27 protein-coding genes are annotated in these 26,775 nt (G+C 71.1%); 5 read left to right on the plus strand and 22 right to left on the minus strand.

Annotated features, from left to right (window positions below; all coding sequences use genetic code 11):
* The first annotated feature begins 32 nt into the window (after positions 1–32).
* Both KO353_RS08490 and msrA read left to right on the plus strand, forming a co-directional pair.
* Positions 33–470, plus strand: coding sequence for an OmpA family protein (locus KO353_RS08490; protein ID WP_218284246.1), 438 nt, complete (start codon positions 33–35; stop codon positions 468–470).
* 128 nt (positions 471–598) lie between these two features.
* Positions 599–1,150, plus strand: a complete 552-nt coding sequence (msrA, locus tag KO353_RS08495) for a peptide-methionine (S)-S-oxide reductase MsrA (protein ID WP_218284247.1) — start codon at positions 599–601, stop codon at positions 1,148–1,150.
* Positions 1,151–1,318: 168 nt separating this feature from the next.
* Here the strand turns inward: msrA and KO353_RS08500 are convergent, their stop codons facing one another.
* The 12 genes from KO353_RS08500 to KO353_RS08555 all read right to left on the minus strand — a co-directional run bounded on the left by KO353_RS08500 (position 1,319) and on the right by KO353_RS08555 (position 13,360).
* Positions 1,319–1,759 carry a RidA family protein gene (locus tag KO353_RS08500; protein ID WP_218284248.1) on the minus strand — a complete coding sequence of 147 codons (441 nt, stop codon included), beginning with the start codon at positions 1,757–1,759 and terminating at the stop codon, positions 1,319–1,321.
* Positions 1,760–1,788: 29 nt separating this feature from the next.
* The gene (locus tag KO353_RS08505) at positions 1,789–3,189 is read right to left on the minus strand and encodes an amidase (RefSeq protein WP_218284249.1); all 1,401 of its coding nucleotides are present in this window, start codon (positions 3,187–3,189) and stop codon (positions 1,789–1,791) included.
* Positions 3,186–4,367: an acyl-CoA dehydrogenase family protein gene (locus tag KO353_RS08510; protein WP_218284250.1), complete on the minus strand. Its 1,182-nt coding sequence runs from the start codon at positions 4,365–4,367 to the stop codon at positions 3,186–3,188. Before KO353_RS08510 ends, KO353_RS08505 begins: the two co-directional genes overlap by 4 nt.
* A 1-nt stretch (position 4,368) precedes the next feature.
* A complete protein-coding gene (locus KO353_RS08515; RefSeq protein WP_218284251.1) occupies positions 4,369–5,142 on the minus strand; it encodes an enoyl-CoA hydratase/isomerase family protein in 774 nt (257 codons plus the stop codon).
* Entirely contained in the window at positions 5,139–6,236 is a 1,098-nt protein-coding gene (locus KO353_RS08520; protein ID WP_218284252.1) for an acyl-CoA dehydrogenase family protein, read from the minus strand. Before KO353_RS08520 ends, KO353_RS08515 begins: the two co-directional genes overlap by 4 nt.
* A complete protein-coding gene (locus KO353_RS08525; RefSeq protein ID WP_218284253.1) occupies positions 6,233–6,892 on the minus strand; it encodes a 3-oxoacid CoA-transferase subunit B in 660 nt (219 codons plus the stop codon). Before KO353_RS08525 ends, KO353_RS08520 begins: the two co-directional genes overlap by 4 nt.
* A gap of 13 nt (positions 6,893–6,905) precedes the next feature.
* Complete coding sequence (locus KO353_RS08530; protein ID WP_218284254.1) at positions 6,906–7,601, minus strand: 3-oxoacid CoA-transferase subunit A; 696 nt, start codon at positions 7,599–7,601, stop codon at positions 6,906–6,908.
* Complete coding sequence (locus KO353_RS08535) at positions 7,598–8,458, minus strand: MaoC/PaaZ C-terminal domain-containing protein (RefSeq protein ID WP_218284255.1); 861 nt, start codon at positions 8,456–8,458, stop codon at positions 7,598–7,600. The genes KO353_RS08530 and KO353_RS08535 overlap by 4 nt, the downstream gene beginning before the upstream one ends.
* Positions 8,448–10,550, minus strand: coding sequence for an acetate--CoA ligase family protein (locus KO353_RS08540; protein WP_218284256.1), 2,103 nt, complete (start codon positions 10,548–10,550; stop codon positions 8,448–8,450). The genes KO353_RS08535 and KO353_RS08540 overlap by 11 nt, the downstream gene beginning before the upstream one ends.
* 9 nt (positions 10,551–10,559) lie before the next feature.
* Positions 10,560–11,711 carry a thiolase gene (locus tag KO353_RS08545; protein ID WP_218284257.1) on the minus strand — a complete coding sequence of 384 codons (1,152 nt, stop codon included), beginning with the start codon at positions 11,709–11,711 and terminating at the stop codon, positions 10,560–10,562.
* A 19-nt stretch (positions 11,712–11,730) separates the two neighbouring features.
* The gene (locus KO353_RS08550) at positions 11,731–12,126 is read right to left on the minus strand and encodes a Zn-ribbon domain-containing OB-fold protein (protein WP_235691755.1); all 396 of its coding nucleotides are present in this window, start codon (positions 12,124–12,126) and stop codon (positions 11,731–11,733) included.
* A 109-nt stretch (positions 12,127–12,235) separates the two neighbouring features.
* Positions 12,236–13,360 carry a lytic transglycosylase domain-containing protein gene (locus KO353_RS08555; RefSeq protein WP_235691756.1) on the minus strand — a complete coding sequence of 375 codons (1,125 nt, stop codon included), beginning with the start codon at positions 13,358–13,360 and terminating at the stop codon, positions 12,236–12,238.
* Positions 13,361–13,603: 243 nt separating this feature from the next.
* Between KO353_RS08555 and KO353_RS08560 the strand changes: the two genes are divergently transcribed.
* Complete coding sequence (locus KO353_RS08560) at positions 13,604–14,068, plus strand: outer membrane lipoprotein (RefSeq protein WP_218284259.1); 465 nt, start codon at positions 13,604–13,606, stop codon at positions 14,066–14,068.
* 661 nt (positions 14,069–14,729) lie between these two features.
* On the opposite strand, the gene KO353_RS08565 is transcribed toward KO353_RS08560, so the two are convergent.
* From KO353_RS08565 to KO353_RS08575, 3 genes are read right to left on the minus strand one after another with little or no spacing between them, the layout of a single operon-like run.
* On the minus strand, positions 14,730–15,662 hold the full coding sequence (locus tag KO353_RS08565) for a DMT family transporter (RefSeq protein WP_218284260.1): 933 nt from the start codon (positions 15,660–15,662) through the stop codon (positions 14,730–14,732).
* Positions 15,659–15,868, minus strand: coding sequence for an EamA family transporter (locus KO353_RS08570; protein WP_218284261.1), 210 nt, complete (start codon positions 15,866–15,868; stop codon positions 15,659–15,661). Before KO353_RS08570 ends, KO353_RS08565 begins: the two co-directional genes overlap by 4 nt.
* Positions 15,869–16,591, minus strand: a complete 723-nt coding sequence (locus KO353_RS08575) for a DMT family transporter (RefSeq protein WP_218284262.1) — start codon at positions 16,589–16,591, stop codon at positions 15,869–15,871.
* Positions 16,592–16,772: 181 nt separating this feature from the next.
* On the opposite strand from KO353_RS08575, the gene KO353_RS08580 reads away from it, so the two are divergent.
* Positions 16,773–18,140 carry a leucyl aminopeptidase family protein gene (locus KO353_RS08580; RefSeq protein ID WP_218284263.1) on the plus strand — a complete coding sequence of 456 codons (1,368 nt, stop codon included), beginning with the start codon at positions 16,773–16,775 and terminating at the stop codon, positions 18,138–18,140.
* A 210-nt stretch (positions 18,141–18,350) separates the two neighbouring features.
* Positions 18,351–18,722 (plus strand): MarR family transcriptional regulator, encoded by a 372-nt coding sequence (locus KO353_RS08585; RefSeq protein WP_218284264.1) that lies wholly within the window; start codon positions 18,351–18,353, stop codon positions 18,720–18,722.
* Between the two features lie 99 nt (positions 18,723–18,821).
* Here the strand turns inward: KO353_RS08585 and KO353_RS08590 are convergent, their stop codons facing one another.
* The 7 genes from KO353_RS08590 to KO353_RS08620 form a co-directional block, all read right to left on the minus strand.
* Complete coding sequence (locus KO353_RS08590) at positions 18,822–19,754, minus strand: 2-hydroxyacid dehydrogenase (RefSeq protein WP_218284265.1); 933 nt, start codon at positions 19,752–19,754, stop codon at positions 18,822–18,824.
* A complete protein-coding gene (locus tag KO353_RS08595; protein ID WP_218284266.1) occupies positions 19,751–20,203 on the minus strand; it encodes a hypothetical protein in 453 nt (150 codons plus the stop codon). Before KO353_RS08595 ends, KO353_RS08590 begins: the two co-directional genes overlap by 4 nt.
* 4 nt (positions 20,204–20,207) lie before the next feature.
* Positions 20,208–21,839, minus strand: coding sequence for an ABC transporter ATP-binding protein (locus KO353_RS08600; protein WP_218284267.1), 1,632 nt, complete (start codon positions 21,837–21,839; stop codon positions 20,208–20,210).
* Positions 21,836–22,864, minus strand: a complete 1,029-nt coding sequence (locus KO353_RS08605; RefSeq protein ID WP_235692106.1) for an ABC transporter permease — start codon at positions 22,862–22,864, stop codon at positions 21,836–21,838. The genes KO353_RS08600 and KO353_RS08605 overlap by 4 nt, the downstream gene beginning before the upstream one ends.
* A 15-nt stretch (positions 22,865–22,879) precedes the next feature.
* Positions 22,880–23,986, minus strand: a complete 1,107-nt coding sequence (locus KO353_RS08610; protein WP_218284269.1) for a microcin C ABC transporter permease YejB — start codon at positions 23,984–23,986, stop codon at positions 22,880–22,882.
* Between the two features lie 21 nt (positions 23,987–24,007).
* Positions 24,008–25,846, minus strand: a complete 1,839-nt coding sequence (locus tag KO353_RS08615; protein WP_218284270.1) for an extracellular solute-binding protein — start codon at positions 25,844–25,846, stop codon at positions 24,008–24,010.
* Between the two features lie 131 nt (positions 25,847–25,977).
* Complete coding sequence (locus KO353_RS08620; RefSeq protein ID WP_218284271.1) at positions 25,978–26,772, minus strand: inositol monophosphatase family protein; 795 nt, start codon at positions 26,770–26,772, stop codon at positions 25,978–25,980.
* Positions 26,773–26,775 lie beyond the last annotated feature (3 nt).

A 26,775-nucleotide genomic window follows, 5' to 3' on the forward strand; every position in this document is an offset into this window, starting at 1 on the left:
ACGCGCCGGGCCAGAGGAGAGGAAGGAGACCCATGTCCGCCCTGCGCGCCGTTCTTGTCGCCGCGGCCTTGGCGATCACGCTCGCCGCTCTGCCGGCACGCGCAGCCGTGGCCTGCACAGGCGTCTCGCCCGGGGAACCGGGGCGCGAGGAGTACATCGTGTTTTTCCCGGTCGGCTCCGCGGAGCTCGATCAGGCCGCGAGGGCCGTGGTGCAGCGCGCGGCCGCCCGCGCGACCGCGACGTTCCCGACCGAGATCTGCCTCGTCGGCCGAACCTCGCCCACCGGCTCGCCGCAGGCGAACCAGCGGCTCGCTGAGCAGCGTATCCAGGCGGTTCGGAACGCGCTCATGCAGCGCGGCGTGCGCCGCGAGACGCTCGGCAGCGTCGTCGCCGGCCCCGGCTTCGGCGCGCGGGTTGACTGGGCGGAGAACCGCGCCGACCGAAGCGTGACCATCGTCTTCGTGCGCTGACGCCTACGCTACCGTCGCGCGAGCGGCAGGGCAGCACCGGCAGGGAGGGGTGGCCGGGCGAGGGGCACCCCTCCCTTTGCGGCGGGGGCTTGCGCGCCCATCTCTCACCAAATCCGACGGAGGGACCGATGACCCAGTCCTCGACGCGCGCGCTCGCGACACTTGGTGGCGGCTGCTTCTGGTGCCTCGAGCCGATCTTCCGCGCTCTCGAGGGGGTGGAGGATGTCACCTGCGGCTATGCCGGGGGGCATGTGCCGAACCCGACCTACGAGCTCGTGTGCGGCAAGCGCACTGGCCACGCCGAGGTGGTGCAGATCGCCTTCGATCCGGCGGTGATCGACTACGCTGACCTGCTGCGCGTGTTCTTCTCCGTCCACGACCCGACGACCAAGGACGCGCAAGGGGCGGATGTCGGGCCGCAATACCGCTCGATCATCCTCACGCATGACGAGGAGCAGGCGCGGACGGCGCGGGCGGTGATGGCGGAGGTGGAGGCGTCGCGGCTCTGGCCCGCGCCGCTGACCACCGAGGTGGTGCCGCTCACCACCTTCTGGCCGGCCGAACCGGAGCACCAGCGCTATTTCGAGCGCAACCCATGGGCGGGGTATTGCCGCGTCGTGATCGCACCGAAGGTCGCGAAGTTCCGCAAGGCCTTCGCCGCGCGGCTGAAGGCGGCGTGAGGGCAGGCGGCGCGGCGGCGTCGGCCGCCGGCATCGAATCGCGCCAATCGCGCACGCGCCGTCGCCAGCGCGCGTTTCGCCTGCCTCGTCCCTCGCCTGCGCCGACTTGCCTTGCCGTCACGCTCCTCCGGTGCAGCGCGCGCGGGACACGTCGGCGGGCCGCCGCTCTCAGGGGGCCCGGTAGGCGATCGCCGCGATCTCGATCTTCACATCGCGCGGCAGGCGCGCGACCTGGACGGTCGCCCGCGCCGGGGGATTGGTCGGAAAGTACGTGGCGTAGACCGCGTTCATGCGCGGGAACTCGTTGAGATCGGCCATGAACACGGTGGTCGAGACGATGTTGGCCATGGTCATGCCCGCCGCCTCGACCACCGCCTTGAGGTTGTCGAGCACGAGCTTCGTCTCCTCCTCGATCGTGCCGCGCTTCACCTCGTTGGTTGCGGGGTCGATCGCGATCTGCCCGGCGAGGAACAGGAACGGCCCTGCCTGGATCGCTTGGCTGTAGGGGCCGATCGCGGCCGGGGCGTTCGGCGTCGAGATCACCCGCTGCGCGGCGGCAGGAGCGGCGGCGAGCAGGGCTGCGGCGACAACAGAAGCAAATCGGATCATGGTCGGCCTCCCGGAGGCTTGAGCCCCGGTCATGATAGCGGATCGATCACGCCTGTGGCACCCGCGCGCGCCTCGATCACCTCTCCGAGCGAGAGGCAGATGTCCTCGCGGAACCGGGCGGCGACGAGCTGCACACCGAGGGGGATGCCGTCGTGCACCACCGCCGTCGGCACGGAGAGGCCGGGCAGGCCGAGCAGGTTGATCACGTAGAGCGGCGCCTGGGCGGCGAGGATGCGCGCGCCCGCCGCCTCTCCCTCCTGGTCGAGACCCTGCGGGAAGGGCGGCTCGAGCGACACGGGCAGGAGCGCGGCCGCATAGGCCGAGAGGAAGACCTGCCAGTCGCGCCAGATCGCGGTCCGCCGCGCGAGGCCTGCGGCGAAGGCATCGGGCGCGAGCGGGGCGACGTTCGCGGCCCACGCCGCGTAGGCGGTCTTGATGGCGTCGTCGCCGAGCTGTTCGATCGCCGGGCGAAGCGCGCGCTCGGACTCGGTCACGATCAGGGCGCGCCAGAGCTCGGCCGCCTCGTCGAACCGCGGCAGGGCGACCTCCTCGACCACGCAGCCGGCCTCGGCAAGCCAGCCCGCCGCCTGGCGCAAAGCCTGCACCACCGGGGGCGAGGCGCCGAGCGTCGCAAGAGCGATCCGCCAGGGCCGTTTCGGCTCGGGAAGCGCGAGCGGAACCGGGCAGTGCCAGGGGTCGCGCGGATCGGCCGCCGCCATCGCCGCGAGCGCAAGCCGCAGGTCGCCCACGGTCCGAGCGAGCGGGCCCTGCACGCTCAGCATCTGCAGCGTGATCGGCCGTTCCTCGACCGCGGTGCCGTTGAAGGCGGGCACCCGGCCGAAGGAGGGGCGCAGGCCGACCACGCCCACAGCATAGGCCGGGTAACGGATCGAGCCGCCGAGATCATTGCCATGGGCGATCGCCCCGACGCCCACAGCCACCGCCGCTGAGGCGCCGCCCGACGAGCCGCCCGGCGTGAGCCGCGGGTTGCGCGGGTTGAGCGTGCGGCCATGCAAGGCGTTGTCGGTGAAGAAGCGGTAGCTGAAGGCGGGCGTGTTCGTCCGCCCCATCGGGATCGCGCCGGCGCGTCGCAGGTTGGCCACCACCGGGCTGTCGCCCGTGGCGATCAGGTCCTTGAAGGCTGCCACGCCGTTCGTGGTCGCATAGCCCGCCTGGTCGATGTTGACCTTGATCGTCACCGGCACGCCGTGCAGCGGGCCCAGCGCCTCGCCGTGCCGGACCGCTGCATCGGCCGCGTCGGCGGCGGCGGCGAGCGCCTCCTCCTCGCGCAGCTCGACCACGGCGTTGATCGCGGCATGCGTCGCCTCGTGCCTGGCGATCACGGACGAAACGACCTCGCGGGCGGAGGCCGCGCGGGTGCGGATCAGCCGTGCCTGGTCTGCGGCGGAGAGCGCCCAGAGCCCGCTCATGCCGCGCCTGCCCCGGGCAGCCCGAGCACGTTCTTGGCGATGATGCTGCGCTGGATCTCGTTCGAACCGCCGTAGATCGAGACGACGCGGCTTTGAATGAAACTCGAGCCGGGGTTGAGCGCCCGGTTACCGCCGATCGGTTCGACCAGCGCGCCCTCCTCGCCGGCGATCTCGAGCGCCGCCTCGGCGATCCGCTGGAAGAGCTCCGACTGCCACACCTTCAGCATCGAGACCTCGGGGCCGAGCTCCTCGCCGCGGCGCAGCTTCGCCACCTGCGTCTCATAGAGCGCCTTGAGGTCCTCGAGGTCCATCCTGAGGCGCGTGAAACGGTCGCGGAACACGGCGTCGTCTGCCACACCGTAGTGGTCGGCAAGCTGCGCGAGCTTGGCAAGCGCGTAGGTGGATTGTTTCGGCGAGCCGAGGAAGATGCGCTCGAAGCCGAGCAGCGCCTTGGCCATGGCCCAGCCGCGGTTGGGCTCGCCCACGAGGTTCTCGGCCGGCACGCGGACATTGTCGAAGAACACCTCGCAGAACTCGTCATGCCGGTCGAGCGTGATGATGGGGCGCACGGTTATCCCAGGGCTGTCCATCGGCGCGAGCAGGAAGGAGATGCCGTCCTGCTTCTTCGCCGTGCGGTCGGTGCGCACGAGCAGAAAGATCCAGTTCGCGTCGTTGGCGAGCGTGGTCCAGATCTTCGAGCCGTTGACGATGTAGTGGTCGCCCTCGAGCACCGCCTCGGTGCGGAGCGACGCGAGGTCCGACCCCGCGTTCGGCTCGGAATACCCTTGGCACCAGATGTCCTCGCCCGAGAGGATTCGCGGGAGGAAGCGCTGCCGCTGCGCCTCGGTTCCGTAACGGATGAGCAGCGGCCCGATCATGGTGATGCCCATGTCGTTGGTCCGCGGCGCCCCGTGCCGCTCGAGCTCCTCGATGAAGATCACCTGCTTGGCCGGGGAGAGGCCCATGCCGCCGTATTCGCGCGGCCAGCCGGGCGCAAGCCAGCCCTGACGCGCGAGCGCCATGTACCAGGGCCTCGTCTCTCGCCAGTGCAGCCGACGCGGCGGGTGGCGCAGATGGGGCGGGCAGTTCGCCTGGATCCAGGCGCGCACGCGCTGGCGGAACACCTCGTCGGGCAGCGCCTCCATGTCCTCGCCAGGGCCTGGGATCGTATCGGTCATGTCACGTTCCTTCGGAGAATCGGGGAGGGCGCTTCTCGAGGAAGGCCGCCTTTCCCTCGGCATGGTCGGGCGTGAGGTAGAGCGCGGCCTGGATGTCCTGCTCGCGCGCGAGCGCCGCCTCGAGCCCGGCGGCGAGCGCGGCCTTGGTGAGCGCGAGCGTCAGCGGCGCCTGGGCAGCGAGCAGGGCCGCGCGCTGCCGCGCCGCCGCGAGCGCGTCGGCTGCGGGAACCACCCGGTCAACAAGCCCGATCGCAAGCGCGCGCGACGCGTCGACCGTCTCGCCGAAGAGGAGGAGCTCACGCGCCCGCCCCTGGCCGACCCTGAGCGGAAGCGTGTGCAGGAGGCCGAGATCGGGCAGAAGCCCCACCTTGCCGAAACTCGCGACGAACCGCGCCCCCTCGCCCGCGATCACGTGGTCGCTCGCGCAGGCGAGGGAGATGCCGGCACCCGCGCACCAGCCCTCGACGGCGGCGATGATCGGGACGCGCGCCTGCACCATCAGGCGCACGAGCCGGTGCGTCTGCCGCATGCGCTCCCGGCCCTCGGCGAGGCTCCCCACCTCCATGCCGGCGAGGTCTCCACCCGAGCAGAAATGCTCTCCCGTCCCGGTGAGGATGACAACGCGAACGGAACGGTCTGCCTCGATCTCCTCGAGCGCATCGGCAAGCGCGCGCCGCATGGCGACCGAGAGCGCATTGCGGCGCTCCGGCGCGTTCAGCGTCAGCGTCACGAGGGCGTCGTCGCGTGCGACGAGGACGGGGTCGGAGGGGATCATGCGTCGAGGTCCAGAGGCGGGGCGCACGCGGCATAGCGTCGCCGATGCGCGGTCGCGGTGCCGAAGGAGGTGGCGAGTGCCATGGCGCGGCGGAGGAACAGGCCGATATCGGCCTCGTCCGTGTAGCCGATCGCGCCATGAAGCTGGATCGCCTGGCGTGTGATCAGCATCGCCGCGTCGGAGGCGCGCGCCTTGGCAAGCGACACCGCTGCCGCGCGCCGCTCTGCCGGCGCATCGGTGTCGCACATCGAGGCGGCGTGGCCGACCGCGGCGCGCGCGAGCTCGAGCTGGATCTTGAGGTCGGCGGCGCGGTGCTGCAGCGCCTGGAACGAGCCGATCGGGCGGCCGAACTGATGCCGCGTGCCGAGATAGTCGAGGGTGATCGCGAAGGCACGCTCCATCAGCCCGAGGAGCTCCGCGGCTGTGGCCACTGACGCCTCGTCGAGAAGGCGTGCGACGAGGGCGCTGGCATCGGACGCGACGCGTCTTGCCGGCGCGTCGTCGAGCGAGAGCGTCCCGAGATGGCCGCCATCGACGGTCGAAGCAGTGGTCAGCGCGACACCGGGCGCTGACCGCTCGACGAGCGCGACGATCGGCGTCTCGCCCTCGCGCGCGGTGACGAGGAACCCGTCCGCCCCGGCCGCCATCGGCACGGCGAGCTTCCGCCCGCTCAGCCGCACCCCCGCCTCATCCGAGGTCGCGATCGTGTCGCCGAAGGGGTCGAGAGTGTGCGGCCGCTCCGCCCAAGCCGGAAGGAGCACGCGCCTGCCCGCGAGCACGTCCGGTTCGGGCACGAGCGGTGCCGCGATCGTGGCGATCGCCACAAGCGGCTCGGGCCGCAGCCCGTGCCCCATCTCCTCGGCGAGAGCGCAGAGCTCCGCCACACCCAGCCCCGCCCCTCCCGACGCGTCCGGCACGCGCAGCCCGAGCCAGCCAAGGCCGCCCATCTCGGCAAGAACGGCGCGGTCAAAGCCTGTTTCGCTGTCGCGCAGGGCGCGCACGGCGGCAAGCGACCCGCCGCGCGGGCTGATCGCGCCCGCGCTCTCGCGGAGGAGGCGGAGTCCCTCCGCCCGGTCGGCGTCGATCACGGTCATGACGCGAGGGAGAGGGGCGCGTCGGTTCGCGCCTGCAAGGCCTCGAGCGTCAGCCCGGGGATCATCTCCCGCACCACGAAGCCGCGCGGCGTCACATCGAGCACGGCGAGATTGGTGTAGACGCGCCTGACCACGCCGAGGGCGGTGAGCGGAAAGCTGCAGCGTCGCACGAGCCGCGGCCGCCCGTCCTTCGTCGTGTGCTCCATCACGACCCAGAGCCGTTTCGCCCCCACGGCGAGGTCCATCGCCCCGCCGACCGCGGGCGCACGCTCGTTCGCGCCGGTGGACCAGTTGGCGAGATCACCCCGCTCCGAGACCTCGAAGGCGCCGAGCACGCAGAGATCGAGCCGGCCGCCGCGGATCAGGGCGAAACTGTCGGCGTGGTGGACGAACGCCCCGCCCGTCCGCAGCGTGACGTAGTGCTTGCCGGCATTGATCAGCCACGGGTCGCGCGCGTCCTCGGGCGGGGCGGGGCCGACGCCGATCACCCCGTTCTCGCTGTGGAAGATCACCTCGCGTTCGGGCGGCACATGGTCCGACACGAGGGTGGGGATGCCGATGCCGAGATTGACCACCCAGCCCTCCGGGATGTCGGCGGCGACGCGCGCGGCCATCTCCGCCCGTGTGCGCGGCTTCGGCTCGACGGCGGCGTCCATCTCTCCCTCCCTTTCAATAGAGCGGCGTGCCGAGAACAGGGTCACCGTAGGGGATGTGAACGACGCGGTCAACGAACACGCCGGGGGTGACGATCGCCTCCGGGTCGAGGCCGCCGAGGTCGGCGACATGCTGCGTCTGCGCCACGGTGAGGTCGGCCGCCATTGCCATCACCGGGTTGAAGTTCCGACCCGCGCGGCGGTAGGTGAGGTTGCCCCAGCGGTCCGCCGCCCAGGCCTCGATCAGCGCGACATCGCCCCGAAGCGCCCGCTCGAGCACGTAAGCGCGGCCGTCGAACTCGCGCACCTCCTTGCCTTCGGCGAGAGCGGTGCCCACACCGGTCGGCGTGTAGAAGGCCGCAAGCCCCGCGCCGGCCGCCCGAAGCCGTTCCGCGAGCGTTCCCTGCGGCACGATCTCGAGCTCGATCCTCCCCTCGCGGTAGAGCTCCTCGAGCACCACCGAGCCGGCGCTGCGCGGATAGGAGCAGATGATCTTGCGCACGCGCCCCTCGGCCATCACGCGGGCGAGGCCATGCGTTCCGGTGCCGGCGTTGTTGCACACCACCGTGAGGTCGCGCAGATCAAGCTCCGACAGGGCTTCGATCAGAGCATTGGGCGTGCCGACCTGGCCGAAGCCGCCGATCAGAACGGTCGCGCCGCTCTGCACGCCCTCGAGCGCCTCCGCCGCGCTGCGGACGAACTTGTCGATCACAGCGCGACCTCGCACAAGCCGTGCGTGATCACCGTCACGTCGCGCTCCGCCACGCGGGCGGTGAAGGCGAAACGCCCGCCGCCCTCGTCCCACAGCCGCGTCTCGATCGTCTCGCCCGGGAACACGGGAGCGGAGAAGCGAAGCGCAAGCTGCCGCAGCCGCTCCGGCGCGCCGCCGCAGGCAAGGCGCAGGAGCGCATGCCCGACCACGCCGAGGGTGCAAAGCCCATGCAGGATCGGGCGCGGGAAGCCGGCCCGCGCCGCGACCTCCGGGTCGGCGTGCAGCGGATTGAGGTCGCCGTTGAGCCGGTAGAGCAGCGCCTGTTCCGGCCGGGTCGCGAGAGCGAGCGCGGCGTCATGCGGCCTCTCCGGGGTCGGATGCGGCTGCTTGACGGGGCCCGTCGGGCCGCCGAAGCCGCCGTCACCGCGCAGCAGCGTGGTGCTCTCGAGGGTCGCAAGAGCGTTGCCCTCGCCGTCGGTGAGCTCGCGCGCGGTGTAGAGGATCGCCCCCTTCCCGGCGCCGCGATCGATAAGCCCGGTGATACTCGTCCGCCCAACCACCGTCCCCTCAACGGGAAGCGGGCGGTGCAGCGTGATCGACTGTTCCCCGTGCAGAACCTTGGCAGCGTCGACGCCGGTCGCGGGGTCGCCGAGCCAGAAGCCGGGATAGCCGAGCACCACCGCCATGGTGGGAAGAGCCACGAGATCCTTCTCGAACACGAAACGGCGCTGCCAGTCGTCCATCGGGTCCTGCCCGAGCCCGACCGAGAGCGCGTAGAGCATCACGTCCTTGCGCGTGAGCGTCTGCCGAACCTCGGGGATCGGGTAGGCGTAGAGCCTCTCGGGATCAAGCGGCATGGCTCTCCTCCAGCGTCACCACGGCGTCGAGCGCGACCGCGCCTCGGCCTTCGGGGAGGACGAGGATCGGGTTCACCTCGACCCCTACGAGCCGGGGCCCGGCGCCGGCAGCGAAGCGCGAGAGGCGGGACAGCGCGGCGGCGAGGGCGGCGACGTCCGCCTTCGGCCGCCCGCGCGCGCCGTCGAGCAGCGGAAAGCCGCGCAAGGAGCGAATCATCTCCATCGCGTCCGCCTCGCCGAAGGGGCAGAGCCGGAGTGCGGTGTCGCGCAAGACCTCGACGAACACGCCGCCCAGAGCGACCATCGCGACCGGGCCGAACACGCGGTCGCGCGTCACCCCGATCAGGCATTCGACGCCCCCAGAGAGCATCGGCGTGACGAGAACGCCGCGCAGGCGTGCGTGCGGCGCGTGGCGCTGTGCGGCCGCAATGATCTCATCGTAAGCGGAACGAACCGCTTGGGGACCGGCAAGCCCGAGCCGCACCCCGCCGATGTCGCTCTTGTGCACGATGTCGGGCGAGACGAGCTTGAGCACCACCGGAACGCCGAGCGCCGCCGCGACGTCGGCCGCTTCCTCGGCCGAGGTGCAGAGCCGCTCCTCGGGCACCCTGATGCCGATCGCCTCGAGCAGACGCTTCGCCTCGACCTCGTCCGGGCGCGTCGTGGGGAGCGGTGCCGCGAGCGGTTCGGGGCGCGCGGCGGGGGGCCGGGCGAAGGCCTCGCCGAAACGTCCCATCGCCGCGACCGCTGCGACCGCGCGCGTCGGGTCCTCGAACACGAGATAGCCCGCCTCGCGCCAGGCGGCGAGCGTCTCCGCAGGGCCGGTGACGGAGAGGATGAAGAGACGGTCGGGGAAACGCGACACCACGCGGTCGAGCTGTTCGCGCAACGACGGCGCGATGCTCCGCGAGGCGCCGACCTGGGTGAAGAAGGCGATCGCGCTTGCATACCCGCCGTCGGCCAGCATGCTCTCGGCGAAGGCGCCGATCACAGAGAGGTCGTTGAAGGCCTGGGCGGTGCAGTCGACCGGATTGGCGGGGTTGCAGAACGGCACGAGCGACTTGAGCCGCGCCTGCGCTTCTTCTGGCATCGGCGGCATCGCAAGGCCGGCGGCGTCGGCGGCATCGGCGATCAGAACGCCCGCGCCGCCCGAGATCGTCACCACCCCGAGGGTGTTGGGGCAGGGGTAGATCCGGCGCGTCGCTACCTCGGCGATGTCGAGGAGCTCCTCGGTGTTCCGGACGCGCACAGCTCCTGCGTCGCGCAGCACCGCCTCCGTCACCGAATCGTCCCCGGCGAGCGAGGCGGTGTGGCTCGCCGCGGCGCGCGCCCCGAGCGCCGAACGCCCCACCTTGATGATGGCGACGGGTTTGCGCCTCTGTCGTGCCGTCTCGAGAGCGGCGAGGAAGGAGGGGGCGTCGCGTACGCCTTCGGCGTAGGCGACGATCACGTCCGTTCCCTCGTCCTCGGCGAGCCAGCCGATCGCCTCGCCGAGCGTGACATCCGCTTCGTTGCCGGTGGTGATCAGAACCGGCGTGCCGAGGCCGCGGTCGCGCGCGAGCGCGAAGAGGTGGGTGCCATAGGCGCCCGACTGGCTCGCGATGCCGATCCGCCCCGGCCGCGGCCAGCCGTTTTCGAAGCTCGAGGAGAAGATCGGGAACCAGCCGATCCGCGCGTTGAAAAGCCCGAGCGTGTTCGGCCCAAGCAGCCGCATGCCGGCCGCCCGCGCCGCGGCGGCGAGGCGCGCCTGACGCTCCGCCCCGGCCTCGTCCACCTCGGCGAAGCCGGCGGTGAACATGATCGCCGCCTTCACCCCCTTGGCGATGCAGTCCGCCACGGCCTGTTCGGCGGCCTCCGCCGGCACGGCGATGATCGCGGCCTCCACCTCGCCGGGAACGTCGGCGAGCCGCGGCCAGGCACGCAGGCCCTGAACCGTCTCGCGGTTCGGGTTCACCGGCAGAATCGGCCCCGGAAAGTCCCGCTCGAGCATATAGGCGATCGGCCGGCCGCCGATCCGCCTCGGGTCCTGGCTCGCGCCGAGGACAGCGACGCTCTTCGGCGCGAGCAGAGAGTCGAGCGAGCCGAAGGCCACAGGCGAGACCTAGAGGGCGGCGTCCGATCCGAGCAGCGCGGTCACCTGGCTCGAGAGCGTGCCGCCATTGCCGTGCACGAGCGCGACATCGCAGACGGGAAGCTGGCGCTCGCCCGCGCGGCCGCGCAGCTGCAGCACCGCCTCGACAATCAGAAACAGGCCGTACATGCCGGGGTGGACGCAGGAGAGCCCGCCGCCATTCGTGTTGACGGCGAGACGGCCGCCGGGCGCGATCGCCCCGTCCTGGACGAACCGTCCGCCCTCGCCCTTCGGGCAGAAGCCGAGATCCTCGAGGAACAGGATCGTGGTGATGGTGAAGGCATCGTAGAGCATCGCGAGGTTCACGTCCGAGGGCGAGAGGCCGGCGGCGGCGAAGGCGCGCGGCCCGCTCTCGGAGGCAGCGGTGATGGTGAGATCGGGCATCATGCTGATGCTCCGGTGCCACTGTGCACCGGCGGCGCCGAGGAACCAGGCGGGCTTCTGCCGCAGGTGCCGGGCGCGATCGGCGCGCGTCAGAACGCAGGCGGCGGCGCCATCGGTGACGAGGCAGCAGTCGAGCACGGTGAGCGGATCCGACACCATGCGGCTTGCGAGCACGTCCTCGCGTGTGAGCGGCCCGCGCGCGAAGGCGGCCGGGTTGAGGTTCGCCCAGGCGCGCGCGGCGACGGCGACGTCGGCGAGCATCTCGCGCGTTGTGCCGAACTGGTACATGTGCCGGGAGGCGGCGAGCGCATAGGCCGTGAGCGGATGGCGCGGCCGATACGGCGCCTCCCAGACCTGCGGTTCCGACATCGAGACGAGCCGACCGCCCGCGCTGCGCTGGTTCGAGCCGTAGCAGATCAGGGCGACGTCGCAATAGCCGGCATCAAGAGCGAGCGCGGCGTGCAAGAGATGCGCCTCGAAGCTCGCGCCGCCCACGTTCGTGCCGTCGAAGAAGCGCGGGCGGATGCCGAGATATTCGGCAACCGAAAGGGTGGGGAAGGCGTGCACCGACGTGGCGGTGAACAGCCCGTCCACCTCCCCGAGCGCGAGCCCGGCATCGTCGAGAGCGGCGAGCGAGGCCTCGGCCAGCAGCTCGATGGCCGACCGGCCGGGTGCCTCGCCGCAGCCTGCCGTCCCGATGCCGACGATCGCAACCTTGCCGCGAAGCGCATGCGCCATTCTGCGTCCTCCGAACGTGTCAGGCCGGGTCGAACACGAGGCCCGGGGCGCCATCCACCTCGGCGATCCGCGCCTTGACCCTCATCCCGATCGTCACCGCCTCGGGCGCGATCCCCTCCACCCGGCTCATCAGCCGCGGTCCCTCGTCGAGCTCGATCAGGGCGATGTTGTAGTCGGCCCGCGACCCGTCGGGGTTCGGGCGCTGCCGCGTCACGGTGGTGGCGTAGACCGTGCCGAAGCCCGAGGCCTCGACCCAGACGAGATCACGCGCTCCGCTGCCCGGGGCGGCGACGCGCGGGTAGAACACGAACGCTCCCGTCGAGGCGCTCTTCTGGAGCATGAACCGGCCTTGGGCGAGGAAGGCGCGGAACTCCGCCTCGGGCCCGGGTGCGGGCGGGAATTTCGGTGCGTCCACAGAGCGTTTCCCTCTCGTTATAAATGATCCCGCCCGAGGGGCGGACGCCGGGCAGCATGGCGCGGCAGCGGCGGCGCGGCAACCTCGGGCGCGACCGAGGACGTGCGGGTCAGCCCTGGGCGTCGGGCGCGAGGGCGATGCAGGAGGTGTTGGCGCGCTCGAGCCTCTGGCAGGCGGCCACGGCGGCTTCGGCCGAGAGCCCGGCGAGGCGAGCGCGGGTGAGGGTGCCGCTCGCCGTCCGCACCGGGCGGAGCTCCTGCCGCGCCCCGGCGAGCAGGTCGGGGGCGGCACGGCGTGCGGCTTCGGCGGCACTTCTCGCCTGCGCCTCGCCCTGAAAGGCGCCGACCTGGATCGCCCACGCGCCGGCGAGGCTTGCCGGGCGCGGCGCGGCGAGCGCGGGTGCGGCATGGGCCGAAGAGATCAGCCTGAGCCCGCCGCCCTGCGCCGGCGCAGACGGCGGGCGCTGCAGCGCCGCTGTGACCACGGGCTCGCGCACCGGAGCGGTGACGGGCGCGGGGGCAACCGCGGTTTGGACCGGCGGGGCAGGCGGCGGCCGCGGCGGCGCGTAGGCGAGAAGCGGCGTCGGCTGGCCGCGTGCGGTGCGGCGCGGCCCTGGGGGAATGTTGGTCGGCAGAGCGGCATAGGCGTACGCCGCCGGAGAGGCGCGGGTCTGCGGGTGAACGCCCGCGATGCGCGGTGCGATCATCGCCACATAGCGACGGGTCTCATCCGGCAGGCCGCGGCGACCCGCGAGATAGGTGTCGAGCGTTCCGGGGCCTGCGTTGTAGGCGGCGAGGAAGGCCGGGTTGCCGAACCGGTCATACATCTCGCGGAGATAGGCGGCGCCGGCGAGGATGTTGTCGCGTGGGTGGTAGGGATCGGGGCCGAGATCGTACCGGGCGGCAAGCTCGGCGTAAGTTGCCGGCATGACCTGCATCAGCCCCATCGCCCCGGCGCTCGAAAGCGCGAGCGGCCGGCCGCCGCTCTCAACGCGCATCACCTCGCGGATCCAGAGCTCCGGAACGTCGAACCGTCGCGAGGCCTCGACGATGTAGGGGCCCCAGGGGTCGTGCGGCGGGCCGGGCGGGGCATAGCTCGCCTCGCGCGGCTGATAGGCGGGCGGATGGCCGCCACCGCCGCAGGCGGCGAGACCAGCGAGGGCGAGACAGGCGGCGACGAGGCGAAGGGAGCGGCCGATCCGGCCTGGTGTCCTTTCCCCTGCGACAGTTGCCACGTCCGCACTACTCCCTGAACGATGTTGTGCTGCGACTCGCGCCGCGCCCGCCTTGTCCCGCCCGGCGTTGAGGGTGGGGCTGAAAAAAGGCAGCCAAATGGCTATCGCGGAACGAGACGCCGTGCCAAGCCCGGTAGCGGGCGAAGGGTGGCATGTTCGCCATCGTGACGGCATTCTGTTGCCCAAGGGCCACAGAGGCGGCTGGCTGGAGAAGGACGGAGAGCCGTCGCGGAGGGGGTTTCCATGCATTCGTCTGTGAAGTTGGTCTTCGGCCTCTGCGTCGCCGGCCTGGTCGCCTCGGGCTGCGCCCGCGGGCCCGGACCGAACGTCTATGAGAGCCGGGAGGTGAACCAGGCGGCGGCGGTGGAGCGCGGCACCATCGTCTCGATCCGCCCCGTCTCGGTCGAGGGAACGGGCCACACCGGAACGCTGATCGGCGGGGCGGCCGGCGGGGTGGCGGGCAGTTTCATCGGCGGCGACTGGCGGTCGAACCTGCTTGCCGGGATCGCCGGAGCGGTGGCGGGCGGCGTCGCCGGCGGTGCGTTGGAACGGTCAATGACCGGACGGGTCGCAGCCGAGTTCATCGTCCAACTGGAGAGCGGCGGGACGATCGCCGTGATCCAGGACAACGAGGACGGGTTGCGGGTCGGCGACAGGGTCTCCGTGCTCAGGGGACAGAGGACCCGTCTTGTTCCGTCGCGCGGGTGAGGGTCGTGTTGGCGCAGAGATGCATCACGCTGCGGGTCGGCGTCGTGAAGACGCGCTCGCGGATCCTCCAGCCGGCGGCGGCGAGCGCCCGCTCCCAGGCGGCGAGCGAGGTTGCCGCGGTAGCCGACCTCCCAGTGGTGCTCCATCAGCCCGGATGACGGGGTGAACCGCCGCCAGCTCTTCGGCCATTTCAGCGCCAGCTTGGCGCGGAGCCAATGCGGCGTCACGTGCAGCGACAGCGTGAGATCCGCTCCCGACCAGGGCACCGAAACGATCAGGAACCGGCTGCCGGTCGCGGCGAGCGTGCGCAGCGTCGCCTGCGCCGTCTCCCAAGGGATATGCTCGAGCGTCTCGCAGCAGAGAATGGCATCGAACCCCGTGAGCGTGCCGGGCGCCAGCGTGGTGAGGTCGACGTCGTGGTGTGGCACGTCCGGCCGGGCGAAGGCGCGCGGGCCGAAATCGAGGGTTTCGACGGCGTAGCCGGCATTGTCGAGAAGCGCGGTGACGTAGCCGAGATAGGGCCCGATCTCGAGCACCCGCCGCGCCGGAATGCGGCCGAGGAGCTCGAGCTGCATGTGCTGATGCGCGCTCCGTTTCGGCGAGTAGTAGCGGTGCCATTCGGCGCGCAGGGAGGCGTCGTGCAGGTCTGGCATGGGCTGCCTCATAGACCGGGTGTCGCCCCTGCAACAGGGACGCGACGGAGGCGCGCGAGCTGCGCCTCCCGCCGGGCGATGTAGGCGACCGAGCCGAGCATCAGCGCCACCCCGGCGAAGAGCGGCCAGCCCGGCCGTTCGCCGAAGACGAGGAAGCCGATCACCGCCCCGAGCGGCACCTGCGCGAATTCGACCGGGGCGAGCAGGCTCGCCTCCGCCCGCCGCAGAGCGATCGAGGCCAGGAAGTCGCCCGCGATCGCGGCCAGCCCCGCGGCCAGGAGGAGCGCGAGCTGCGTTCCCGTCGGCGCCTGCCAGACAGCGAGGCTCGGCGGCGTCCAGGCGACCAGGCTGATCACCCCGTAGAGGAACACGACCCGGAACGGCGGCTCGCCCACCGCCGCGAGCCGGCAGACGAAGGCGCCAACACCCGCCCCGGCGATCGAGGCGGCAAGCGCCACCGCGGTGCCCGGATTGAGGCCGAGGCCTGCGCCCGCGCCGCGCTTGCCGAAGGCGACGACGAGCACGCCTGCGAACCCCACGAGAGCGGCGAGCGGCCGCCGCCAGCCGACCCTCTCGCCGAGGAACAGCACCGCGATCACGAGCAGCCAGAGCGGGCGCGCCTGGTTGAGAGCGATCGCGTCCGCAAGCGGGATCAGCGTCAGCGCAAGCGTCGAGAACCCCATCGCGGCAAGGCCGCAGAGACCGCGCCCAAGATGCAGCCAGGGCCTGCGGGTGGCGACCAAGCCCGCCCCACCGCGGCGCGCGAGCCACGGCGCGAGCACCAGCATCGTGATCAGTGCCCGCGACAGGAGCACGATCGGCAACGGCAGGCCCGAGGCGAGCACCGCCTTGGCGCAGGCGCCCATGACCGAGAACAGCGCCATCGCCACCAGCATCAGGCCGACGCCGGAGAGAGGCGAGCGGGCGCGGAACATCCTCATCGCCGCCCCGCCATCGCCACGCCGGCGAGGATGAGCACGAGGCCAAGCGCATGGAACGGCCGCACCGCCTCGCCGAGCAGCGGCACGGCAAGCGCGGCCGAGAACAGCGGCATCAGGTGCAGGAAGGGCCCGGACGCGGCCGGGCCGATCAGCGCCACCCCGCGGTGCCAGCAGAGATAGGAGGCAAGCGAGGGGAACAGGCCCATCTAGGCGACGACGCCGAGCGACGCCGCGTCCGACGGCATGGGCCCGCCACCGAAAGCGAGCTCCCCGAGCCGGCAGAGCCAGAGTGGCGGCAGCCCGAACACGATGGTCGCGGCCAACAGCCCGAGCGGCCCGAGCCGGGCGCCGAGCTCCCCCGGGACCCGGCGCAACAGAACCGTGTAGAGCGCCCAGGCGACGACCGCGACGAGCAACAGGAGGTCACCGGCGTTCACCGCAAGCCCCGCCAGCGCGGCCGGGTCGCCCCGCGCGACCACCACCGCGACCCCAGCGAGAGACAGGGCGAGGCCGGACATCTTCGCCCGCCTCGGCCGCTCCCGGTCGAGCACGCTCGCCGCGGCGAGAATGGCGAGTGGAATCAGGCTGTTGGCGAGTGCGGCGTTGATCGCCTCGGTCTTGTTGAGGGCGACATAGGTAAGGGTGGTGAAGCCGCAGACGCCGAGCAGGCCGAGCGCGAGGAGGATCCGCGCTGCCTGCGCGAGCCCGGCCCGCTCTGCCCAGAGCGTCCGGGCGGTGAATGGGGCAAGGACGAGGCCCGCGACGACCCAGCGCCAGAGGGCGAGGCCGGCGGGGGGGATCCCGCCCGCAGCGGCGCGTCCGACCACGAAGTTTCCCGCCCAGAACAGGCAGGCGGCGGCGAGCAGGAGCGATGCCGCGAGCCGTGCACGCACCTCTGGCGGCGAGGCGATCCGCGACAGCGGTGTCATTCCCGGCGGCTCATTCCGGCTGCAGGTCTACCCCGCCCGCGCCCGCGAGGCCATCGCACACGCCGGACCGATCGGCCCGGCCTTGCACCGCCGGGCGGGTTTGGCTATCCGCCGCGACGCGTGCCGTCACGCGGCCGTCACATCCGCCCGCCTTGTCCGCCACCCCGCCCGAGGAGGGGCCATGCTCCCCTGTTTCGCGCCCGATGGCGCGGCGACCCTTCCCCTGCTCGCCGCCTCTCCCGGAAGCCTCGCTGCGGTGCTCGCGACCCTGCCCGAGGCGTCGCGTCGTTTCGCCAGCGCCGCCGGGTTCTCGGCTAAGTCGGGCGAGACGCTGCTCCTGCCAGGGGCCGACGGTCTTGCCGGCGCCCTGGTCGGGCTCGGCGAGGGCGGGTCGGTGCTCGCCGCCTTCGCCTCTGCCGCTGCGTCCCTGCCGGAGGCGAGCGCGTGGCACCTCGAGGGTGTGGCCGAGGCGGAGGCGGCCACGCTCGGCTGGGCGCTCGGCGCCTATCGCTACGGCCGCTTCAAGCCGGGTCGGATGCCGCCGCGTCTCGCTCTCGGCCCAGGCCAAGGGTTCGCCCGCCTCGAGGCGGAAGCGGTCTGGGCGACGCGCGACCTGATCAACCACCCTGCGAATCTGCTCGGGCCGGCCGAGCTCGCCGAAGCGGTGGCGGAGGTGGGCCGGGTCGCCGGCGCACGGGTGACGCTGACCGAAGGCGACAGGCTCGCCGAGGCCTACCCTGCCGTGGCGATGGTCGGCCGCGGCAGCGCCCGGCCGCCGGTCGTCGCCGAGCTCGCCTGGAGCGGGGCCGGGCCGGACGCCCCGCTCGTCGCCCTCTGCGGCAAGGGGGTGTGCTTCGACACCGGCGGCTACGATCTCAAGCCGCCCGCGGCGATGCTCAGGATGAAGAAGGACATGGGCGGGGCGGCGGTCGCGCTCGGGGTGGCGCGGCTCGTGATGCAGGCGGGGCTGCCGGTGCGGCTTAGGCTGCTTGTGGGGGCGGTCGAGAACGCGATTGGCGCGCATGCGATGCGGCCGCTCGACGTGGTGCGCACACGCAAGGGCGTGACGGTCGAGATCGGCAACACCGATGCCGAGGGGCGGCTCGTCCTGTGCGACCTGCTCGCCGATGCCGATGCCGAAAACCCCGCGATCTTGCTCGATTTCGCCACACTCACGGGGGCGGCGCGCGTCGCGCTCGGGCCCGACCTCGTGGCGCTGTTCGCGAATGACGACGCGCTTGCGGCCGATCTGCTCGCGGCCGGAACGGAAGCCGAGGACCCGCTGTGGCGTCTTCCCCTGTGGCAGCCCTACCGCGCCTGGCTCGAGAAGGGGCCGGCGGAGCTCGCGAACGTCGCCGGCAACACGCATGCGGGCGCGGTCGTCGCCGCGTTGTTCCTTGAGCGTTTCATCTCCCCAGGCACGCCGTGGGCGCATCTTGACCTCTACGCCTGGAACGATCACGCGCGGCCGGGCCGGGCGGAGGGCGGCGAGGCGACCGGGCTGCGCGCCGTCTTCCGCATGCTCAGGCGGCGTTTCCCGCCGGCCTGATCGGCCGCGGCGGGGGCAAGGAGCGCGCCCGGCCGGCGCTGCGGCGGCGGCATGTCGTGGATGCAAGGCAGGTCCGATCCCGTGTCAGGCGGAGTTGATCACGTCGCTGTAACTTTTTCGTTCCGGGGTCTGGCATTTTCCGGAAAATGCAATACATCACTGCGCAGCGCGGCCGGAACGGTTCCGCGACATCTGCATGAGGACAATGATATGGCAACCAATCCCGCCAGCGAGCACCTTCTCTCCGTGCTCCGTGAGACCATCGTCGCACTCGTTCGCCGCGATGGGCCCGACCTCTCCGCCCGCCAGCTCGGTGTGTTCCTGACGGTCTATCTGACCGAGGGCCCCCATACCGTGCGTGGGCTCGCGCACACGCTGAACGTGTCGAAGCCCGCGATCACCCGTGCGCTCGACCGGCTCGGCGAGCTCGACCTCGCCCGCCGCAAGGTCGACCCGCAGGATCGCCGCAGCGTGATCGTTCAGCAGACGCTGAAAGGGGCGGCTTTCCTGCGCGAGCTGCGCAAGATCATGAACGAGGCGAACGGCACCGGCCGAAGCGCCGGGATGCGCCGGGCCGGCTGAGGCGGCACGGCGCCCCCGCAGGGGCGCGACTCGTTCGAAAACGAAACGGGCCTGGGCTCGGTCGAGCCCGGGGCCTGTCGTGCGCGCACTCTGCCCGCGTCAATAGCCGACGGACACGTCCACGACGTTGAGCAGCGGCCGCCCCTCGCGAAGCCGCGCAAGGTTCTCAACGACCTGCGGGGCCACACTGCGCGGGATCGTGATCGACGCCACATGCGGCGTGACGATCACCTTCGGGTGCGTCCAGAACGGATGGTCGGGTGGCAGAGGCTCGGTGCGGAACACGTCGAGCGCCGCACCGCTGATCTGCCCCGCGTCGAGCGCGGCAAGCAGGTCCTCCTCCACCACGTGCCCGCCACGCGCGGCGTTGATGAGATACGCGCCGCGCGGCAGGGCGGCGAGCGTGCGCGCGTTGATGATTCCTTCGGTCGCCGGCGTCAGCGGCAGCAGGCAGACGAGGATGTCGGTGCGCGCAAGAAAAGGAAACAGCGCCTCGGGGCCGGAGAAGGTTTCGATCCCATCAAGCGCTTTCGGCGTGCGCGACCAGCCGGCGACCCGGAAGCCTAAGGCGCGGAGCTTGCGCGCCGCATCCCCCCCGAGCGTGCCGAGGCCCATGATGCCGATCCGCGTCACCTCGGTGTCCGGGGCGGGAAGCTCCTCCCACACCCGTGCCGCCTGGAGCGCGCGATAGCCGGCATCCTGCCGGTGATGCCGCAGCACCGCGAGCAGCACATACTCGCTCATCGCCGTTGTCAGAAGCCGATCGACGAGCCGAACCACGGCAACACCGGGCGGCGGCCCCGGCGGTCGGAACAGGTGGTCGACGCCCGCGCCCATCGAGATCAGAAGCCTGAGGTTCGGATAGCGGTAGAGGTCCTCGGGCGGGTGGTTCCAGGTCACCGCAGCGATGATGTCCTCGACCGGGCCGGTGTCGGGGAAGAGGCGTATGTCGAGGCTGGGGTCGAGCGCGAGGAGCTCCCGGCGCCACACCTCCATCGTCGCGGGCTTGGTCGAGAGCAGAAGCGCGCTCATGCGAGGCCGTCTTCCCGGTCCTGCTCCTGTTGCGTCCGCGTCTCACGCACGAAGGCCGCCCCGTCGCCGCCCGGGGGGCGGCACTCCTCGCCGCCGCGACGCAGCGTCACGGCACCCGCCTCCCACACGCGCAGGAACGCCTCCGGATCGCTGCTGATGTAGCCCAAGGTGCGCTCGTACACCTGGTCCTTGAGGCGCGGCAGGATGACCAGGAACCAGACAGCGAGGCCAGCGGTCAGCGCCAGCAGCCCGAGCGGAAAGCCCCCGATCGCGACCGCGATGACCACGCCCATGATCCCGAGAAAGATCGGCAGCGCGGTCTCGATCCGGCGGAACACCGGGCTTCCGGGCCGGTTCATCAGCCCGATGTTGACGCCGAGCGTGAGCCGGCGCTCGCGCAGAAGCCGGTCAAGCCGCGCATGCGCCGCGCGAACGGAACGATCCGCCACCCGCTCAGCTCCGCACCACGTCGCCCTCGGTGGCCTTGAGCGCGAAGGCGGCATCCATCAGCGCCCGCGTGTAGGGCTCGCGGGGATTGTCCATCACCGCGCTTGTCTCACCCTGTTCCACCACCTTGCCGTCCTTCAGCACCACCACGTGATGCGCCATCGCGCGCACCACCTTGAGGTCATGGCTGATGAAGAGATATGCGAGCCGGTGCCGCTCCTGAAGCCCCCGCAGCAGCTCGACGATCTGCGCCTGCACCGACATGTCGAGCGCCGAGGTCGGCTCGTCGAGCACCACGAAGCGTGGCTTGAGCACGAGCGCGCGGGCGATCGCGATCCGCTGCCTCTGCCCGCCCGAGAACTCGTGCGGGTAGCGCTCCGCTGCGGCAGGGTCGAGCCCGACCTCGACGAGGGCCTCGGCCACCAGGCGCTCGCGCTCTACGGCGGAGAGGTGCCGGGCATGGATTGCTAGCCCCTCGCCGACGATCTCGGCCACCGACATGCGCGGCGAGAGCGAGCCGTAGGGGTCCTGGAACACGATCTGCATCCGCCGGCGAAGCGGGCGCATTGCCGCCCGGCCGAGCCCCTGGATCGGGCGCCCCTCGAAACGGATCTCGCCTTCTGATCGCTCGAGCCCGAGCAGCGCGAGCCCCATCGTCGTCTTGCCCGAGCCTGACTCGCCGACGAGCCCGACCGTCTCGCCCTCGCGCACGCGCACCGTCACCCCGTCGCAGGCCTTGACCACTGCGACGGTCCGGCGCAACAGCCCACGCCTGACCGGGAAGTGGACCTTCACGTCGATGCCCGCCATCACCTCGGGCGCGTCGGGAGCCACCGGAGCGGGCACCCCTTTCGGTTCGGCCGCGAGCAGCATCCGCGTATAGGGGTGCTGCGGCGCGCCGAACACGTCCGCGACCCTGCCTTGTTCGACGATTCTGCCCTTCTGCATCACGCATACGCGGTCAGCGAAGCGCCGCACGATCGCGAGGTCATGCGTGATCAGGAGAAGCGCCATCCGAAGCCGCTCCTTGAGCTCGGCGAGCAGCTTCAGGATCTGCGCCTGGATCGTGACGTCGAGCGCCGTGGTCGGCTCGTCGGCAATCAGCAGCGCCGGGTTGTTGGCGAGCGCCATCGCGATCATCACGCGCTGCCTCTGCCCACCCGAGAGCTGGTGCGGATAGGCGCCGAGCCGCCTCGCCGCGTCGGGAAACCCCGCCATGGCGAGGCACTCGATGGCGCGCTCGCGCGCCGCAGCACGCGACAGCGGCCGGTGCAGCTCGATCGCCTCGACGATCTGCTTCTCGATCGTGTGCAGCGGGTTGAGGCTCGTCATCGGCTCCTGGAACACCATCCCGGCGATGCCGCCGCGCGCCTCGCGCAAGGTCGCCGCATCGGCGCCGATCATTTCGCGCCCGGCAAGACGGATCGAGGAGCCTTCCGGGTGGCGCGCCGCAGGATAGGGCAGGAGCTGGAGCACCGAGAGTGCGGTGACCGATTTCCCCGAGCCGCTCTCGCCCACAAGCGCGAGCGTCTCGCCACGGTCGAGCGTGAAGGAGGCGCCCTCCACGCCGACCACGTCGCGCCCCGCGACATGAAAGGTGACGCCGAGATCGCGCACCGCGAGCAGGGGCTCGCTCACCGCCTCCCTCCCGGGAGCTTGCGCGGGTCGAAGGCGTCGCGCACCGCCTCGCCGATGAACGTCAGAAGCGTCAGCTGCAGCGCGAGCACCACGAAGCCGGTGATGCCGAGCCAGGGCGCTTGGAGGTTGTTCTTGCCCTGCGCCAGAAGCTCGCCGAGCGAGGGCGAGCCGGGAGGCAGGCCGAAGCCGAGGAAGTCGAGGCTCGTGAGCGCGGTGACGGAGCCCGCGAGGATAAACGGCATGAAGGTAAGGGTGGCGACCATTGCGTTGGGGAGGATGTGCCGCGCCATCACCCGGATGTCGGACATCCCCAACGCCTTGGCGGCGCGCACGTAGTCGAAGTTCCGCCCGCGCAGGAACTCGGCGCGCACCACGCCGACGAGCCCCATCCAGGAGAACAGCAGCAGGAACAGAAGCAGGATCCAGAAGCTCGGCGTGATGATCGAGGCGAGGATGATCAGGAGATAAAGCGTGGGCAGGCCGGACCAGATCTCGATGAAGCGCTGGAAGGCGAGATCGACCCAGCCGCCGTAGTAGCCCTGAACCGCTCCGGCGGCGATGCCGATGATCGAGGAGATGATCGTGAGCGTGAAGCCGAACAGGACCGAGATGCGAAAGCCGTAGATGACACGGGCGAGCACGTCGCGTGCCTGGTCGTCGGTGCCGAGGAGGTTGAGGGAGGACGGCGGGGAGGGGGCGGGCACCGGCAGGCCCTTGACCACCGTCTGGTAGCTGAACGGGATCGCCGGCCAGACCATCCAGCCCTTCTCGTTGATCAGGGCCTGGACCTCGGGGTCGTGATAGTCAGTTCGGGTGGGGAAGAAGCCGCCGAAGGTCGTTTCGGGATAGTCGACAAGCACGGGGAAGAAGAACGCGCCGTCATAGCGCACGAGCAGCGGGCGGTCGTTCGCGATCAGCTCGGCGAACAGGGTGATCGTGAAGAGTGTTGCGAAGATCCAGAGGCTCCAATAGCCGCGGCGGTTGGCGCGGAAATTGGCGAGCCTGCGGCGGTTGAGCGGCGACAGTCGCATCGGCCGAGGTCAGAGCCGCGCCTCGAAGTCGATCCGCGGATCGACCACCGTGTACATCAGGTCGCCCACGATCTGCATGACGAGCCCGAGCAGCGTGAACATGTAGAGCGTGCCGAACATCACCGGATAGTCGCGGCGAATCGCCGCCTCGAAGCCGAGCAGGCCGAGCCCGTCGAGGCTGAAGATGATCTCGATCAGGAGCGCGCCGGTGAACAGGATGCCGATGAAGGCGGACGGAAAGCCCGCGATGATGAGCAGCATCGCGTTGCGGAACACGTGGCCGTAGAGGACGCGCGCCTCCGACGCGCCCTTGGCGCGCGCTGTCATCACATATTGCTTGCCGATCTCGTCGAGGAACGAGTTCTTGGTCAGCAGCGTGAGCGACGCGAAGCCGCCGATCACCATCGCCGTCAGCGGCAGGGCGAGGTGCCAGAAATAGTCGATGATCTTCGCGCCCAGGCTCATCTCCGACCAGCCGGGGCTCGTCAGCCCCCGCAGGGGGAACCACTGGAGGAACGACCCGCCCGCGAACAGGACGACGAGCAGGATCGCGAACAGAAAGCCCGGGATGGCGTAGCCCACCAGCACCACGGCGGAGGTCCACACATCGAAGCGGCTGCCGTCGCGCACCGCCTTGCGCACGCCCAAGGGGATCGAGATCAGGTAGACGAGCAGGGTGGTCCACAGCCCGAGCGAGATCGAGACCGGCATCTTCTCGAGGATCAGCTCGACGACGGAACGGTCACGGAAGAAGGAGCGGCCGAAGTCGAAGGTGAGGTAGTTCACCATCATGTCGACGAAGCGTTCGAGCGGCGGCTTGTCGAAGCCGAACATGCGCTCGATCTCCTTCACGATCGCCGGGTCAAGGCCGCGCGCGCCGCGATAGAGGCTCTCCGTCCCGCCGCCCCCGGCCGCGACGTCACCCTGCGGGCGGACCATCTCTCCCTGGCCGCCGGCAATCCGTTCCGTCGCCGCCACTGCCGTGCCCCGCAGTTCGGCGATCATCTGCTCCACCGGGCCGCCGGGGGCGAACTGGATGACGACGAAGTTGATCACCATGATCCCGAACAGCGTCGGGATGACGAGCAGCAGACGCCGGAGGATGTAGGCTCCCATCGCGGGGCGGAGTGCCTTGCGTCAGCCTGACCGCCGCGCCTCGGCGAGCCGGCGCTCGCGCTCGGGGTCGATCCACCAGGTGTCGAAGCCGAGGCCGTAGCGCGGCGGGGTGGCGGGGCGGTCGAACTTGTCCCAGAACGCCACCCGGAAGGTGCGGCTGTGCCAGTGCGGCACGACGTAGTGGCCCCAGAGCAGGACGCGATCGAGCGCACGGGTGCGGATGATGAGCTGCTCCCGGTCTGGGGCGGAGATGACGAGCTCGACGAGCTCGTCGATCACCGGGTCGCAGATGCCGATCGAGTTGCGCGAGCCTTCCTCGCGCGCCTTCGCGCAGGTCCAGTAGTCGCGCTGCTCGTTGCCGGGCGAGAGCGACTGACCGAACACATCGACGGTCATGTCGAAGTCGAACGAATCCATCCGCGCCTGGTACTGCGCGGTGTCGACCGTGCGCACCCGCATCTCGATGCCTAGGCGCTGCAGCTGCTGCGCGTAGGGAAGGGCAACGCGCTCGAAGGAAGGCGAGGAGAGGAGGAGCTCGAAGCTGAAGGGACGGCCCTGGGCGTCGACCAGCCGCTGGTTGCGCACCGTCCAGCCGGCCTGCTGCAGGAGCGTGAGCGCGCGGCGGAGATTCTCGCGGTTGTTGCCCGAGCCGTCCGTCACCGGAAGCTTAAACTCGCGGCTGAACACTTCCTCCGGCACGCGGCCGCGGAAGCGTTCGAGCAGCTTGAGCTCCTCGCCCTCAGGCAAGCCGGAGGAGGCGAGCTCGCTGTTCGAGAAGTAGGAGGTGGTGCGCGCATAGGCGTCGAAGAACAGGTTGCGGTTCGACCACTCGAAGTCGAAGGCGAGCATCAGCGCCTCGCGCACGCGCCTGTCCTGGAACAGTGGGCGGCGGATGTTCATCACGAAGGCCTGCATGCCGGTGGGCAGCTCGTGGGGGATCTCCTCGAGCTTCACGAGGCCGCGGCGCCGGGCGGGGAAGTCGTAGCCGGTGGCCCACTCCTTGGCGATGTTCTCGGTGCGGAAGTCGATCTGCCCGGCCTTGAAGGCCTCGAACGCAACCGTTGCGTCACGGAAATATTCGTAGCGCATCACATCAAAGTTGTCGGTGCCTTTTTTTGTCGGCAGGTCGCGCCCCCAGAAGTCCGGCACGCGGCGATAGGTGACGGTGCGGCCCGCCTCGAAGCTCTCGATCCGGTAGGCGCCGGAGCCGAGCGGCGGCTCGAGCAGGGGCCGGGTGAAATCGCGCCCCTCCCACCAGTGCTTCGGCAGGACAGAGAGCTGGCCAAGGATCAGCGGCAGCTCGCGGTTCGAGCCGTCCTTGAACCGGAACACGACGCGGCGGGGGCCCTCGACCAGAACGTTGGTCACATCCGCCCAGTAGGCGCGGAAGAACGGCCGCCCGTGCTGGCGCAGCGTGGCGAAGGTCCAGGCGACGTCCTCGGCGGTGATCGGACGCCCGTCATGCCAGACCGCGTCGGGGTGGAGCTCGAACGCCACCCAGGTGCGGTCATTGGCGAGCTCGATCGCCTCGGCGAGGTGGGCATACTCGGTCGAGGCCTCGTCCTGGCTGCCGCGCAACAGCGTCATCCAGAGCATGGACACGCCGGCTGCGGGCACGCCGCGGACGATGAACGGGTTGAAACTGTCGAAGCTGCCGATCGCGGCGAGCGTGACCTCGCCGCCCTTCGGCGCGTCGGGGTTGACGTAGGAGAAGTGCGTGAAGCCCGGCTTGTAGCGCGGCTCACCCAGAAGCGACAGCGCGTGCGTGCGGGTCGAGCCCGATGCCGCCACGACGCGCCGCGGAAGCGCCGCGACAAGGGGTGCGGCCAGTGTTGCCGAAACGATCGCGCGGCGCTTCATCGCAGGCTCTCCTCGGGCCGACGGGCACGTCCCGCCCGATTAGATCATGCAGCGTGATGCGCGCCGCAAGGGAGAACGGGCCACGCGCCGGTCACGCCGCCGCCAGCAGCCTTACCACGCCGACACAGCGCTCACGCCACGGCCAGCACGGCGAGCGCCTCGGCGTGCAGAGCCGCCGACCCGGCCGCGAGCACCGAGCCGTCGGCGCCGAGGCGGAGCGGCGCGCCGGACCAGTCGGTAATCACCCCGCCTGCGCCCTCGATCACGGGAACGAGCGCTGCCCAGTCCCACGGCTTGTAGGTGGTCTCGGCGATGAGATCGAGGCAGCCGAGGGCGAGCAGGCCATGCGCGTAGGCATCGCCGCCCCAGGTCACCTGCCCGACGCGGGCGGCGAGCCGCTCCCAGCGCGGCCGACTGTCCGGCGTGAAGAGGTCGAGTGTGGTGCAGGAGAGCTGCGCCTCGGCGAGCGCGACACCCTGGCGCGTGCCGACGGCGGCGGCGAAGCCCGGCGGGGCGGAGAAGCGCGTCGGCCGGCCGGCCAGCCCGATCCAGCGCTCTCCCGTGATCGGCTGGTTGATCACCCCGAGCACCGGCACGCCCTCGTGCAGGAGGCCGATCAGCGTGGTGAAGCTCGGCCGGCCGGTGATGAAGCTCTTGGTGCCGTCGATCGGGTCGAGCACCCATTGCCAGGGGCTCGCCTCGCGTTCCGCCCCGAACTCCTCGCCGATCACGCCGTGATCGGGGAAGCGCTCGGCGAGCAGGGCGCGGATCGCCCGCTCGGCCGCCCGGTCGGCCGCTGTCACCGGGCTCGCATCCCCCTTGCGGAGGATGGAGAGGCGCTCGCGGAAGAAGGGGCGCGCAACGGCGGCCGCAACGTCGGCCGCCGCCTCGGCAACCCGTGCGGCCGCCTCGAGGTCAAGCCCCACGTC

The organism is Elioraea tepida (assembly GCF_019203965.1).
In the GTDB taxonomy this organism is placed as follows: domain Bacteria; phylum Pseudomonadota; class Alphaproteobacteria; order Acetobacterales; family Acetobacteraceae; genus Elioraea_A; species Elioraea_A tepida.